Source organism: Klebsiella michiganensis, from assembly GCF_002925905.1.
GTDB classification, from domain to species: domain Bacteria; phylum Pseudomonadota; class Gammaproteobacteria; order Enterobacterales; family Enterobacteriaceae; genus Klebsiella; species Klebsiella michiganensis.
This window is the reverse complement of sequence record NZ_PRDB01000001.1, coordinates 824,365-837,699: the sequence shown is the minus strand read 5'-3', so window position 1 is coordinate 837,699 and position 13,335 is coordinate 824,365. Positions and strand designations below refer to the sequence as shown.

The window sequence follows — 13,335 nt, the reverse complement described above, 5'->3', positions numbered from 1 at the left end:
CGGATCTGTAGCCCGGGCAAGGCGCCAGCCGCAGCCCGGGGTATTTTTTACGCCATCAGCATCTTCACTACCGCTTTGCGCACCTTCGCCGGCGTGCCCACGGCGCACAGCGGTTTATGCACTTCACCGGGATAGAACACCACAAAGTCGCCTTCGCTGAGGATGACGGTTTTTTCCTGCGCCCCCTCCGCCAGGAAAGCGATGTCTTTCTCCGCCAGCCAGTCGATATCCGGCGCGCCGGCAGGGAGAACGCTAAAGGTCATTCCTTCCTGGCCTTTCAGTACAATCTGGATGTCCAGGTAGCGGGCGTGATACTCGGCGCGGCGGTCGGCCATCGGCTCGGTGGTATCTTCGGAAATGAGATAGAACAGGTTGTTGCCGTCAATATCATGTTTACCCAGCGGCGTCGCGTCGGTGACATGCGCTTTAACATGTTCGATCGCCTCACGCAGAGACGCCGGCAACCCGCTTTGCAGATGGTGAATATTTCCAACGATCATAATAGCCCTCAAATATAAAACAGCTTTTCATTTCGCGTTTATACCCCCCATCCGACTGCCATACCACCTCTTTTTGCGGTTTTTTTGCGTTAACGCATGATTCCCCAGGCAAACGTTTACCTGTTTGTGGATTAATCGCTTGATCCGAAATATGAGCTGCGTATAATGCCACCCGTTTTGCCGGGAGGAATTATGGTTCAGTGTGTACGACATCGCGTCTTACCGCGTCTGAAAACAGACGCTGGCCTGCCGTTTTTTCTTTCCGTTGCATCCGTATTCGTAAAGCCCCTTATTTAAGGGGCTTTTTTTTTGCCCAGGCGTCAGGAGATAAACATGGCTAACCCGCTATATCAAAAACATATCATTTCCATAAACGATCTCAGCCGCGAAGACCTTGAACTGGTACTGGCAACCGCAGCAAAACTCAAAGCCAATCCGCAGCCGGAGCTGCTCAAGCATAAAGTGATCGCCAGCTGCTTTTTTGAAGCGTCGACCCGCACCCGCCTGTCGTTTGAGACCTCCATGCACCGCCTGGGCGCCAGCGTGGTCGGTTTCTCAGACAGCAGCAACACCTCGCTGGGCAAAAAAGGCGAAACCCTGGCCGATACCATCTCGGTCATCAGCACCTATGTCGATGCCATCGTCATGCGCCACCCGCAGGAGGGCGCGGCGCGTCTGGCGACCGAGTTCTCCGGCGGTATTCCGGTACTCAACGCCGGCGACGGCGCGAACCAGCATCCGACGCAGACCCTGCTGGATCTGTTCACCATTCAGGAGACCCAGGGCCGTCTGGAAAATCTTAACGTGGCGATGGTGGGTGACCTGAAATACGGCCGCACCGTTCACTCCCTGACCCAGGCGCTGGCGAAATTTAACGGCAACCGCTTCTACTTTATCGCCCCGGACGCGCTGGCCATGCCGCAGTACATCCTCGACATGCTCGACGAAAAAGGCATTGCCTGGAGCCTGCATAGCGCCATTGAAGAGGTGATGGAAGAGGTGGACATTCTGTATATGACCCGCGTGCAGAAAGAGCGCCTCGACCCGTCGGAATATGCCAACGTGAAGGCGCAGTTCGTCCTGCGCGCCGCCGACCTGGAAGGCGCGCGCGCGAACATGAAGGTGCTGCATCCGCTGCCGCGCATTGATGAAATCACCACCGATGTCGATAAAACGCCGCACGCCTGGTACTTCCAGCAGGCGGGTAACGGCATCTTCGCGCGCCAGGCGTTACTGGCGCTGGTACTGAATAGCGATCTGGCACTGTAAGGGGAAAAGAGATGACACACGACAATAAATTACAGGTAGAAGCCATCAAACGTGGCACCGTTATCGACCATATCCCGGCGCAGGTCGGCTTTAAGCTGCTGACCCTATTCAAACTGACCGAAACGGATCAGCGCATCACCATCGGCCTGAACCTGCCGTCAGGCGAAATGGGCCGCAAAGATTTGATCAAAATTGAGAACACCTTCCTGACCGACGAGCAGGTCAACCAGCTCTCCCTGTACGCGCCGCAGGCCACGGTAAACCGCATTGATGAGTATGAAGTCGTCGGTAAATCCCGACCGAATCTGCCGGACCGTATTAACAACGTGCTGGTATGCCCGAACAGCAACTGTATTAGCCACGCCGAGCCGGTGTCCTCCAGCTTTGCGGTGAAGAAACGCGAAAACGATATCGCGCTGAAGTGCAAATATTGTGAAAAAGAATTTTCACATCATGTCGTGCTGGCAAATTAAATTCGCCAGGTTTTATCAGGAGCAGCCCGATAAACGGGACTGCTCCTGAACGATAATTTAAATCATCCGCACGGCCGTCAACTCACTGACCACGGGTCAGATAATCAACATTCATCAATTTCTCATCAACACGCCTCATAATTAAAAATAACAAACAATGAGATTAATCATTAAATATCACTGCTATTGAACCTGAATTTTTCCCTTCATACACTCCAGTGCGTTTTCCATTATTTAATCAATGTTCACAGGATGAATTATGAAAGTGAAAAAAATATCGTTATATACAGCAACATTATTATTTACCTCCTCAGCATTGGCGCACGGCTATGTGGAATCGCCGCCAAGTCGGGCGTACCAATGTCATTCAGGGAAAAACACCGACTGCGGTTCGGTGCAGTGGGAACCGCAAAGCGTCGAGCAAGCGAGCGGTTTTCCTGAAGGGGCAATGCCGCCTGATGGTAAACTGGCCAGCGCGGGTAAAAGCAACTTCTCGCAGCTGGATAGCCAGAGCCCGACTCGCTGGGCGAAAACCACGATAAAGAGCGGTAAAAATAATTTCGTCTGGCACCATTCTGCGCCGCATAGAACGACTAACTGGCGTTATTACATTACCAAACAGAACTGGGATCAAAATAAGCCGCTGACGCGCAGCGATTTTGAAACTAAGCCATTTTGTCAAATCGACGGAAATGGCGCGACGCCGGCTGTACAGGTCACGCACTCCTGTAATGTACCCGATCGCACCGGCTATCAGGTTATTTATGCCGTCTGGGAAATTGCCGATACGGCAAATAGTTTTTATCAGGCCATTGACGTTGATTTCGGCGGCGCCAGCGATGAAACGGAGAATGAATCCCTCTGGACAACGCAGCTCGCCGGCCAGCTTAGCGGGAAAGATCTCCATGCGGGAGATAAAGTCATTGCCCATTTCTTTAACGCGAGCGGTGAAGTTCATTCGCTACAAACGGAATTGACCATCGCCAGCGAAGCGCAAGGAAAAAGCAGCCAGTGGTCTTACGATCTGGCTGAAGCTATTAATACCGCGCACCAGGGCAAGCTGCGCGCCGGGGTAAAAGGGAGTGATGGCAACATTATCCCCCTCCACGGCGTTAACCAGGTGTATGTGCCAAAAGACAGCACCGTTCAAAGCGTTACGCTGACCTACGCCGAGTCGCAGTCAGACGATATCGTGGAAGAATCCCTGAGCGTCGCCAACGTTAACGCAACCAAAATCGCCAACGGGAAAGCGACGGTGACGTTCAACGCCACGGCCAGCGGCAAAATGCATCTCACCGCCACCGTCAACGACCATGCGGGCACGCAGAAAGGGAGCATTCAGCAGACGATAGATAATCGCTCCCTGACGGTATCTATTCCGCTGACCAACGTTCAGGCAGGTCATCATATGCTGCGCTACTCAGCCAGCAATGCGCAGGGCGCCACCCTCAGCCAGGGGGTCATTGACCTGATGCTGGAAGAGAGTACGGTTCAGCCGGATCCGACGCCTGCGCCTGCGGGAAACTACGACTATACCTTCCCGGATAACCTGAAAAGCTATACGGCGGGAACGAAAGTCATGCAGCCTAAAAACGGCAAAGTGTACCAATGTCGCCCGTTCCCCTACAGCGGCTACTGCGTGCAGTGGAGCCAGTACGCCACTCAGTTCGAACCGGGTACAGGTTCTGACTGGGCCAAAGCATGGACGGAAGTCACCCACTAACTTCATCCTTCGGGCTCACGCCTTATGCGGATAGCGCGCTGCGTTATCCGCTTTTCTCCTTCGCAAAATGCGGCCTGCTTAATGATAAAGCAGCCAGCACTCTTTATAATGACCCACGCCAGTCAGATTACATTCACATATTTCAGGAGAACTCATGTCTAAAACTATCGCGACGGAAAATGCGCCAGCAGCCATCGGCCCGTACGTTCAGGGCGTTGATCTGGGTAACATGATCATCACTTCCGGCCAGATCCCGGTAGACCCGAAAACCGGTAGCGTGCCGGAAGATGTCGCCGCTCAGGCGCGTCAGTCTCTGGAGAACGTGAAAGCTATCGTCGAAGCCGCGGGCCTGAAAGTGGGCGATATCGTTAAAACCACCGTTTTCGTCAAAGACCTCAACGATTTCGCCACCGTTAACGCCACCTATGAAGCCTTCTTCACCGAGCACAACGCCACCTTCCCGGCGCGCTCCTGCGTGGAAGTGGCGCGTCTGCCGAAAGACGTAAAAATTGAGATCGAAGCGATCGCCATTCGTCGCTAATCGTAGACAGTATGAACAAAGGCAGCCCGTGGCTGCCTTTGTTGTTTCTGCACGTAAAGCGCCTCGCTCACTGCCAGCCGTAGCGGCGGCTGTAGAAGCCTTTGACCATCTGGGTTAGCGTCATATAGCCCGCAAGGATCGCAATCAGCCATGGGAAATAGCTGAGCGGCAGCGCCTGAAGCTGCAGGTAGCCCGCCAGCGGCGAGAACGGCAGCGCAATCCCCACCACCATCACCAGCAGCGTCATCACGATCAGCGGCCAGGCCGCGCGGCTCTGGATAAACGGGATCCGCCGCGTACGGATCATATGCACAATCAGCGTCTGCGACAGCAGGCCAACCACGAACCAGCCGGACTGGAACAGGGTCTGATGTTCCGGCGTGTTGGCGTGGAACACCCACCACATCAGGCAGAACGTCAGAATATCGAATATGGAACTAATTGGCCCAAAGAAGACCATAAAGCGGCCGAGATCCGCCGGGTTCCAGCGCTGCGGTTTACGGATCTGCTCATCGTCCACGTTATCAAACGGAATGGCGACCTGGGAGACATCGTACAGCAGGTTCTGGATCAGCAGATGCAGCGGCAGCATCGGCAGGAACGGCAGGAAGGCGCTGGCGACCAGCACGCTGAAGACGTTACCGAAGTTGGAGCTGGCGGTCATTTTGATGTACTTGAGCATATTGGCGAAGGTCCGGCGGCCTTCAATAACCCCCTCTTCCAGCACCATCAGGCTCTTCTCCAGCAGGATGATATCCGCCGCCTCGCGGGCGATATCCACCGCGCCGTCGACGGAAATACCGATATCCGCCGCGCGCAGCGCCGGAGCGTCGTTAATGCCGTCGCCCATAAAACCCACCACGTGTCCTTCGCGTTTCAGCAGGGTCACGATACGCTCTTTGTGCAGCGGCGCCAGGCGAGCAAACAGGGTGGTACGTTTTGCCAGCTCGGCCAGCTCATCATCATTCAGCGCTTCAACCTGGCTGCCGATAACCACGTCACCCGCGTCCAGCCCCACTTCATGGCAGACTTTCGCCGCCACCAGCTCGCTGTCGCCGGTCAGGATTTTGACCGTAATACCGCTGGCCTTCAGCGCCTTCAGCGCCGGGGCGGTGGTCTCTTTCGGCGGATCGAGGAAGGCGATATAGCCTTCGAGGATCAGGTCTGACTCATCCGCGCGCTGGTAGTCGCCTTCGCGTGCGGGCAGGTACTTCGTCGCCACCGCCACCACGCGCAGTCCCTGACGGTTGAGGGTGTCGGTTACGCGACGGATGCGCCGCAGCATGGTGTCGTCCAGCGGTACGATGTCGCCGTTATAGCGCACCTGGGTCGAGACGTTGAGGATCTCCTGCAGCGCCCCCTTGCAGATCAGCTGATGGACGTTGTCCTGCTCCTGCACCACCACCGACATGCGGCGACGCTCAAAATCGAACGGGATCTCATCGACTTTCTGCCAGCGTTCCGCCAGCCCGCGCGCTGACTCCAGCTCGACGCCCTCAAGCACCGCGGTATCGAGCAGATTCTTTAGCCCGGTCTGATAGTGGCTGTTCAGCCAGGCCGTATGCAGCACGCGTTCGCTCACCTTGCCGGAGACATCGGTGTGGTTCTCCAGCACGATTTTATCCTGCGTCAGGGTGCCGGTTTTATCGGTGCACAGGATGTCCATCGCGCCAAAGTTCTGTATCGCGTCGAGGTGCTTGACGATCACTTTCTGTTTCGACAGCTTCACCGCCCCGCGCGCCAGGGTCGAGGTGACGATCATCGGCAGCATTTCCGGGGTCAGGCCCACCGCGACGGAGAGCGCGAACAGCGCCGCCTCCCACCAGTCGCCTTTGGTGTAGCCGTTAATCAGCAGCACGATCGGGGTCATCACCAGCATAAAGCGGATCAGCAGCATGCTGACCCGGCTGATGCCTTTCTGAAAGGCGTTCGGCTCGCTTTCCTGCTCGCTGACGCGGCCAGCCAGCTGGCCAAACCAGGTGCCGCCGCCGGTAGCGAAAACAATCGCCTGCGCCGAACCGCTGACCACGTTGGTGCCCATAAAGCACAGGGTGTCGCACTCCAGCGGGTTTGCCTGCAGCGGGTCGCGGGTGCGGGCCACTTTTTCCACCGGCAGCGATTCACCGGTCAGCGAGGCCTGAGCGACAAACAGGTCGCGCGCCTGAATGACGCGCAGGTCTGCCGGGATCATGTCTCCCGCCGATAGCTTGACGATATCCCCCGGCACCAGCTGGTCGATGGGCAGCTCGCACCAGCGGCTCTCGCCCTGTTCGTTCACCACCCGCAGGACCGTCGCGGTGTTGCTGACCATCGCCTTCAGGGCGTCCGCCGCTTTAGTTGAACGGGCTTCCTGAATAAAGTTCAGCAGCGTGGAGATCCCCACCATCAGGGCGATAACCGCGGCGGCAAACAGATCTTCCGTTGAGTAGGAGACGATACCCAGAACGGTCAGCAGCAGGTTGAAGGGGTTGCGGTAGCAGCTCCAAAGATGCACCCACCACGGCGACGGCTTCTGCGCCGGGATCTGGTTTTCGCCATACTGCGCGATTTTCTGCGCCACTTCGCCTGCATTTAGCCCTTCCGGATGGCTGGCGAAGGCGCGCCAGATTTCATTCTCATCCATTGCCGCCACGTCCAGGCACTGCTTGCCGAGGGAGTCCGGGATCGGCGCGCTCGCCAGATTGCGGGCATCGGGTAGCGGATCGCGTTGTACTAAACGACGCGGTAAATGACGACCAAGCTGGGCAAACAGCTGGCGGGTAAAATTTTTAAACATAAACAGTCCCTCCGCGCTCGCGCGAGCGAACGCAGGCTACCGACAGGCGCGAGTCAACCTTACCTGTCAGGCATGTTATTTTTATGGCAGGGACGTCAAAGACATCGCTGCTTTACGCTTCCGGTAAAGCAGCGCTACGCAGATTTACCGGAAAAAAAGGGGGCTCCATCGAGGATGAGGAGTGGGATCGGGGTCCATAAAATCTCCGGTAAATGAATACAAACGGCGCGAATTATACCGTCGCCGATAATCTATTTGTGGCTATTATGGCGATAATACCCCCGGGCAACTAAACCAGACGTAAACCAGACTTTGCTCATTGTGGTTTCGTTGAGTAGCATTAGGCTCACTTTAAGCGGACCACAACGAGAACCCTGCATGCAAAACCGGCTGACCATCAAAGATATCGCACGCTTAAGCGGCGTCGGGAAATCGACGGTATCGCGCGTGCTTAACAACGAAAGCGGCGTCAGCGAACGCACGCGTGAGCGCGTTGAAGCGGTGATGCAGCAGCACGGGTTTTCGCCCTCACGTTCCGCCAGGGCGATGCGCGGCCAGAGCGATAAAGTGGTGGCGATCATCGTCACCCGTCTGGATTCGCTGTCGGAAAACCTCGCCGTACAGACCATGCTTCCCGCCTTTTACGCTCAGGGCTACGATCCGATTATGATGGAGAGCCAGTTCTCCCCGGCGCTGGTCGAGGAGCATCTCGGCATGCTCGCCCGGCGCAATATCGACGGCGTGGTGCTGTTTGGTTTCACCGGCATCCATGAAGAGATGCTCACCCCGTGGCGAGAGACGCTGGTGCTGCTGGCCCGCGACGCGCCGGGCATCGCCTCCGTCTGCTATGACGATGAAGGATCGATCAGGATGCTGATGCAGCGCCTGTACGATCGCGGGCATCGCCACATCAGTTTCCTCGGCGTGCCGCACAGCGACATCACCACCGGGCAACGCCGCCACCAGGCCTACCTCGATTTCTGCCAGAAAAAACACCTCACGCCCCTCGCCGCGCTGCCGGGTCTGGGCATGAAGCAGGGCTACGAAAACGTCGCCGGCGTGCTGTCGGCTGAAACCAGCGCGCTGGTCTGCGCCACCGATACCCTCGCGCTGGGAGCCAGCAAATATCTCCAGCAGCAGGGAATCGATCGTCTCCAGCTCGCCAGCGTCGGCAGCACGCCGCTGATGAAGTTTCTCCACCCGGAGATCCTGACGGTCGATCCCGGCTACGCCGAGTCCGGACGCCAGGCGGCGCAGCAGCTGATCGAGCAGATCGCCGGAAACCGTGAACCCCGTCAAATCGTGATTCCCGCCGTACTGAATTAAGCCTGTCTTAACGATTTATGTGATCTTCGCTGGGTTTCGGGAACGTTCCCATTTTGCAATTCAAACGGAGCGAGTAGGATCCAATGCAAGTTAAATGCAACCTCTCCCCTCGGTCATGAGGCCTCATCATGAGTAAAGTGAATCAGCAGGACATCGATAAACTTATCGAACTGGTGGGCGGGCGCGACAATATCGCCACCGTCAGCCACTGTATTACCCGTCTGCGCTTTGTGCTGAATAATCCAGCCATTGCCAAACCGAAAGAAATTGAACAGCTCCGCATGGTGAAGGGCTGCTTTACCAACGCCGGGCAGTTCCAGGTGGTGATCGGTACCGAGGTTGGCGACTACTATAAAGCGCTGCTGGCGACCACCGGCCAGGCCAGCGCCGATAAAGAACAAGCCAAGAAAGCCGCGCGGCAGAATATGAAGTGGCATGAACAGCTCATTTCACACTTCGCGGAGATCTTCTTCCCGCTGCTGCCTGCGCTGATCAGCGGCGGTCTGATCTTAGGCTTCCGCAACGTGATCGGCGATCTGCCGATGAGCAACGGCCAGACGCTGGCGCAGATGCACCCGTCGCTGAAAACCCTTTATGACTTCCTGTGGCTGATTGGCGAGGCGATCTTCTTCTACCTGCCGGTGGGTATCTGCTGGTCCGCGGTAAAGAAAATGGGCGGCACGCCAATCCTCGGTATCGTGCTGGGCGTTACGTTAGTTTCTCCGCAGCTGATGAATGCCTACCTGCTGGGCCAGCAGGTGCCGGAAGTATGGAACTTCGGCCTGTTCACCATTGAGAAAGTCGGCTACCAGGCGCAGGTGATCCCGGCCTTGATGGCGGGGCTGGCGCTCGGCTTTATCGAAACGCGGCTGAAACGCATCGTGCCTGACTACCTCTATCTGGTGATCGTGCCGGTCTGTTCGCTGATCCTGGCGGTCTTTCTCGCTCACGCCTTTATCGGCCCGGTTGGCCGCATGATTGGCGACGGCGTGGCCTGGGCCGTGCGTCATCTGTTAACCGGCAGCTTCGCGCCGATTGGCGCCGCGCTGTTCGGCTTCCTGTACGCGCCGCTGGTGATTACCGGGGTCCATCAGACCACGCTCGCCATCGATATGCAGATGATTCAAAGCATGGGCGGTACGCCGGTCTGGCCGCTGATCGCGCTGTCCAACATCGCCCAGGCATCGGCGGTGGTGGGTATCATCATCGCCAGCCGTAAACAGAACGAACGCGAAATCTCCGTTCCGGCGGCCATTTCCGCCTACCTCGGCGTGACGGAACCGGCCATGTACGGTATCAACCTGAAATACCGCTTCCCGATGCTCTGCGCGATGGTCGGCTCCGGTCTTGCCGGGCTGCTGTGCGGACTGAACGGCGTGATGGCCAACGGCATCGGCGTCGGCGGCCTGCCGGGTATCCTCTCCATTCAGCCAACCTACTGGCAGGTTTACGCGCTGGCGATGGCTATCGCCGTGGTCGTGCCGATTGTCCTGACAACGGTTGTTTACCAGCGCAAATTCCGCCAAGGCACCTTACAGATTGTCTGACGTCTTATTTTCGGGGCGCGCTGTCGCCCCCCTTTTTTGTAGCAGGAACGCAATATGAATACCCTTCCCCTCTGGTGGCAAAACGGCGTTATTTATCAAATCTATCCAAAGAGTTTCCAGGACACCACCGGGACCGGCACCGGCGATTTGCGCGGCGTGACCTCCCGCCTCGACTATCTGCAAAAGCTCGGCGTTGACGCTATCTGGCTGACGCCGTTTTACGTCTCGCCGCAGGTGGATAACGGCTACGATGTGGCCAACTATACCGCTATCGATCCCGCCTACGGCACGCTCGACGATTTCGACGAGCTGGTGGCCCAGGCGAAGGCGCGAGGAATTCGTATCGTGCTGGATATGGTGCTGAACCACACGTCGACCGAGCACGCCTGGTTCCGCGAAGCGCTCAACAAAGAGAGCCCGTATCGTCAGTTCTATATCTGGCGCGACGGCGAACCGACCACGCCGCCGAACAACTGGCAATCTAAGTTTGGCGGCAACGCCTGGCAGTGGCACGCCGAAAGCGAGCAGTACTATCTGCATCTGTACGCCGTCGAGCAGGCGGATCTGAACTGGGAAAATCCGGCGGTGCGCGCGGAGCTGAAAAAAGTCTGCGAATTCTGGGCCGATCGCGGCGTCGACGGCCTGCGCCTCGACGTGATCAATGTTATCTCCAAAGACCAGACCTTCCCGTCCGATACCGCGGGCGACGGCCGGCGCTTCTATACCGATGGTCCGCGAGCGCACGAATTTTTGCAGGAGATGAGCCGCGATGTCTTTACCCCGCGCAACCTGATGACGGTGGGCGAAATGTCCTCCACCACGCTTGAGCATTGCCAGAAGTACGCGGCGCTCGACGGCAGCGAGCTATCGATGACCTTTAACTTCCACCATCTGAAGGTGGACTATCCCGGCGGCGAGAAGTGGACGCTGGCGCGCCCGGATTTTGTAGCCTTGAAATCGCTGTTCAGGCACTGGCAGCAGGGGATGCACAATCGCGCGTGGAACGCGCTGTTCTGGTGTAATCACGACCAGCCGCGCATCGTCTCCCGCTTCGGCGACGAGGGGGAGTACCGCGTCCCGGCGGCGAAAATGCTGGCGATGGTGCTGCACGGCATGCAGGGCACGCCCTATATCTATCAGGGCGAAGAGATTGGCATGGCCAACCCGCACTTTACGCGCATCACCGATTATCGCGACGTTGAGAGCCACAACATGTTTATCGAACGCGCGGCGCAGGGCCGGGATGCGGATGAACTGTTGGCGATTCTGGCCAGCAAATCGCGCGATAACAGCCGCACGCCCATGCAGTGGAACAGCGGTGAGGGCGGCGGATTCACCGCCGGCGAGCCGTGGATTGCGCTGTGCGATAACTATCGCGAGATTAACGCCGAGGCGGCGCTGGCGGACCCGGAATCGGTGTTTTATGCCTATCAGCAGCTGATTACGCTGCGCAAGAGCACGCCGGTGCTGACCTGGGGCGACTATCAGGATCTGCTGCCGGAACATCCGTCGCTGTGGTGCTATCGCCGTCAGTGGCAGGGGCAAACCCTGGTGGTCGTGGCGAACCTGAGCCGCGAGTTCCAGCGCTGGCAGCCGGAAGCGATGAGCGGCGACTGGCGGATGCTGATAAGCAACTACGCGGAGGCGGCGAACCGCCCTGCCGATATGACCCTGCGTCCGTTTGAAGCGGTATGGTGGCTGCAGGAGTAACCCCCTCCCCGGCTTGCGCTACTCTTAGCCGGGCTACCGATTCACAGCCGTCTGCGGGCCGGTAGCCCGGACAGGCGCGTCAAGCGCCGCCTCCGGGAATATGCTTTAAATACGATCGGCCGCAGACAGCGTCGCGCTGGCTTCCGGCTGCGCGGACGCCTGCTCTTCTTTCGCCTTCAGCCGATCCCATGCCCGGAAGAACGGATAGTAGATCACCAGCGAGATCGCCAGGTTCACCACCTGCAGCACCGCGCCGGAAATATGCCCTCCCGTCGCCAGATAGCCGCTCATAAAAATAGGCGTGGTAAACGGCAGCGCAATCCCCGCCGGCTTCATCACCAGCCCGGTGGCCATCGCGGTATACGAGACAATCACCAGCAGGACCGGCGTCAAAATAAACGGCAGGAAGAAGTACGGGTTCATCACCAGCGGAATGCCGAATACCATCGGCTCGCTGATATTGAACAGCGCTCCCGGCGCGGCAATTTTCCCCAGCTGTTTCATCTGCTGGCTACGGCTGCGCAGCAGCATAAAAATCACCAGCCCCAGCAGCGCTCCGGTACCGCCGGGCGCAATCCACAGGTCATAAAACTGCTGGGTGATGATATGCGGGATCGGCAGCCCATTCTGAAACGCTTCCAGGTTTTCCGACATATTCGACAGCCAGACCGGGCGAATAAACACCAGCACAATGGTGTCGCCGTGCAGCCCCAGGGTCCACAGGATACCAATCAGGATCACCGAGATAATCATCCCCGGCAGCGAACCGCCGACGTGCGACATGGGAATACCGATAAGGGTGGTAATCATGCTATTGATATCGCCGAACGGCGAAGCTTCAACGATCAGGCGCAGCGCCAGCACCACGGCCAGCACGCAGAAGCCGGGGATCAGGGCGAGAAAAGATTTCGCCACCGCGGGCGGTACGCCCTCCGGCATGCGGATCACCAGATTACGGCTGGCCACCAGGCGGTAGATCTCCGTGGAAAGCAGCGAAATCACAATCGCCACAAACAGCCCCTGGCTGCCAATCATCCCCACCGGCAGCACGCCTTTGACAAGTTGCGCCGCCGAACCGTCTGCCGGCGTAAAGAGCGTCACCTGGGGGATCGTCATCACAAACGCCACCAGCGACATCGCCCCGGCGCTGAGCGGGTCCAGGGTGCGATATTTTTCCGCCAGCCGGTAGGCAATGCCGAACGCGGAGAGCAGCGCCATGATGTCATAGGTCGCTTTGACCGGGTACAGCATCTTATCGCGCCAGGCATCGCCAAACACGCTGGTCATCATCTCACCGTAGCCGGGAATCGGCAGGTAGGCGAATATCAGGAAAAACGAACCAATCAGCATAAACGGCATATTGAGAATAATGCCGTCGCGTACCGACAGGACATGCTTCTGACCGCCGATTTTCAGCGCAGCGGGCATGACATAGCGTTCAATAAATGAAGTACGAGACATAGTGGTATC

At 57.7% G+C, this 13,335-nt stretch carries 12 protein-coding genes; 8 read left to right on the top strand and 4 right to left on the bottom strand.

The window, feature by feature from the left end:
• Window positions 1-47: 47 nt before the first annotated feature.
• On the bottom strand, window positions 48-500 hold the full coding sequence (locus CDA56_RS04115) for a YhcH/YjgK/YiaL family protein (RefSeq protein ID WP_014227671.1): 453 nt from the start codon (window positions 498-500) through the stop codon (window positions 48-50).
• 192 nt (window positions 501-692) lie between these two features.
• Here CDA56_RS04115 and CDA56_RS04110 point away from each other — a divergent pair, with 192 nt between their 5' ends.
• The 5 genes from CDA56_RS04110 to ridA all read left to right on the top strand — a co-directional run bounded on the left by CDA56_RS04110 (window position 693) and on the right by ridA (window position 4,506).
• Window positions 693-797: a pyrBI operon leader peptide gene (locus CDA56_RS04110; RefSeq protein WP_072351778.1), complete on the top strand. Its 105-nt coding sequence runs from the start codon at window positions 693-695 to the stop codon at window positions 795-797.
• Window positions 798-833: 36 nt separating this feature from the next.
• Window positions 834-1,769: an aspartate carbamoyltransferase gene (gene pyrB, locus CDA56_RS04105; protein WP_014227670.1), complete on the top strand. Its 936-nt coding sequence runs from the start codon at window positions 834-836 to the stop codon at window positions 1,767-1,769.
• Between the two features lie 11 nt (window positions 1,770-1,780).
• Window positions 1,781-2,242 carry an aspartate carbamoyltransferase regulatory subunit gene (gene pyrI, locus CDA56_RS04100; RefSeq protein ID WP_004098115.1) on the top strand — a complete coding sequence of 154 codons (462 nt, stop codon included), beginning with the start codon at window positions 1,781-1,783 and terminating at the stop codon, window positions 2,240-2,242.
• 259 nt (window positions 2,243-2,501) lie between these two features.
• Complete coding sequence (gene gbpA, locus CDA56_RS04095; protein ID WP_102803702.1) at window positions 2,502-3,965, top strand: N-acetylglucosamine-binding protein GbpA; 1,464 nt, start codon at window positions 2,502-2,504, stop codon at window positions 3,963-3,965.
• 154 nt (window positions 3,966-4,119) lie between these two features.
• Window positions 4,120-4,506 (top strand): 2-iminobutanoate/2-iminopropanoate deaminase, encoded by a 387-nt coding sequence (gene ridA, locus CDA56_RS04090; protein ID WP_009652347.1) that lies wholly within the window; start codon window positions 4,120-4,122, stop codon window positions 4,504-4,506.
• Window positions 4,507-4,573: 67 nt separating this feature from the next.
• Here the strand turns inward: ridA and mgtA are convergent, their stop codons facing one another.
• Together mgtA and mgtL are read right to left on the bottom strand one after the other, a co-directional pair.
• Complete coding sequence (gene mgtA / locus CDA56_RS04085; RefSeq protein WP_032747673.1) at window positions 4,574-7,282, bottom strand: magnesium-translocating P-type ATPase; 2,709 nt, start codon at window positions 7,280-7,282, stop codon at window positions 4,574-4,576.
• A gap of 144 nt (window positions 7,283-7,426) precedes the next feature.
• The gene (gene mgtL / locus CDA56_RS31645; protein ID WP_219539102.1) at window positions 7,427-7,480 is read right to left on the bottom strand and encodes a mgtA regulatory leader peptide MgtL; all 54 of its coding nucleotides are present in this window, start codon (window positions 7,478-7,480) and stop codon (window positions 7,427-7,429) included.
• Window positions 7,481-7,660: 180 nt separating this feature from the next.
• Between mgtL and treR the strand changes: the two genes are divergently transcribed.
• From treR to treC, 3 genes are all read left to right on the top strand, one after another.
• Window positions 7,661-8,608, top strand: coding sequence for a trehalose operon repressor TreR (gene treR / locus CDA56_RS04075; protein ID WP_014227667.1), 948 nt, complete (start codon window positions 7,661-7,663; stop codon window positions 8,606-8,608).
• 128 nt (window positions 8,609-8,736) lie between these two features.
• Window positions 8,737-10,155 carry a PTS trehalose transporter subunit IIBC gene (treB, locus tag CDA56_RS04070; RefSeq protein WP_014227666.1) on the top strand — a complete coding sequence of 473 codons (1,419 nt, stop codon included), beginning with the start codon at window positions 8,737-8,739 and terminating at the stop codon, window positions 10,153-10,155.
• Window positions 10,156-10,209: 54 nt separating this feature from the next.
• Window positions 10,210-11,865: an alpha,alpha-phosphotrehalase gene (gene treC / locus CDA56_RS04065; protein WP_102803701.1), complete on the top strand. Its 1,656-nt coding sequence runs from the start codon at window positions 10,210-10,212 to the stop codon at window positions 11,863-11,865.
• Between the two features lie 105 nt (window positions 11,866-11,970).
• Here treC and celB read toward each other — a convergent pair whose 3' ends face one another.
• Window positions 11,971-13,326 carry a PTS cellobiose transporter subunit IIC gene (gene celB / locus CDA56_RS04060; protein ID WP_014227664.1) on the bottom strand — a complete coding sequence of 452 codons (1,356 nt, stop codon included), beginning with the start codon at window positions 13,324-13,326 and terminating at the stop codon, window positions 11,971-11,973.
• Between the last annotated feature and the right edge of the window lie 9 nt (window positions 13,327-13,335).

What these genes read in the sequence shown, in the direction of transcription:
- CDA56_RS04115 (WP_014227671.1), bottom strand. Translation starts at nt 500, where the DNA reads ATGATCGTTGGAAATATTCACCATCTGCAAAGCGGGTTGCCGGCGTCT.
- CDA56_RS04110 (WP_072351778.1), top strand. Translation starts at nt 693, where the DNA reads ATGGTTCAGTGTGTACGACATCGCGTCTTACCGCGTCTGAAAACAGAC.
- pyrB (WP_014227670.1), top strand. Translation starts at nt 834, where the DNA reads ATGGCTAACCCGCTATATCAAAAACATATCATTTCCATAAACGATCTC.
- pyrI (WP_004098115.1), top strand. Translation starts at nt 1,781, where the DNA reads ATGACACACGACAATAAATTACAGGTAGAAGCCATCAAACGTGGCACC.
- gbpA (WP_102803702.1), top strand. Translation starts at nt 2,502, where the DNA reads ATGAAAGTGAAAAAAATATCGTTATATACAGCAACATTATTATTTACC.
- ridA (WP_009652347.1), top strand. Translation starts at nt 4,120, where the DNA reads ATGTCTAAAACTATCGCGACGGAAAATGCGCCAGCAGCCATCGGCCCG.
- mgtA (WP_032747673.1), bottom strand. Translation starts at nt 7,282, where the DNA reads ATGTTTAAAAATTTTACCCGCCAGCTGTTTGCCCAGCTTGGTCGTCAT.
- treR (WP_014227667.1), top strand. Translation starts at nt 7,661, where the DNA reads ATGCAAAACCGGCTGACCATCAAAGATATCGCACGCTTAAGCGGCGTC.
- treB (WP_014227666.1), top strand. Translation starts at nt 8,737, where the DNA reads ATGAGTAAAGTGAATCAGCAGGACATCGATAAACTTATCGAACTGGTG.
- treC (WP_102803701.1), top strand. Translation starts at nt 10,210, where the DNA reads ATGAATACCCTTCCCCTCTGGTGGCAAAACGGCGTTATTTATCAAATC.
- celB (WP_014227664.1), bottom strand. Translation starts at nt 13,326, where the DNA reads ATGTCTCGTACTTCATTTATTGAACGCTATGTCATGCCCGCTGCGCTG.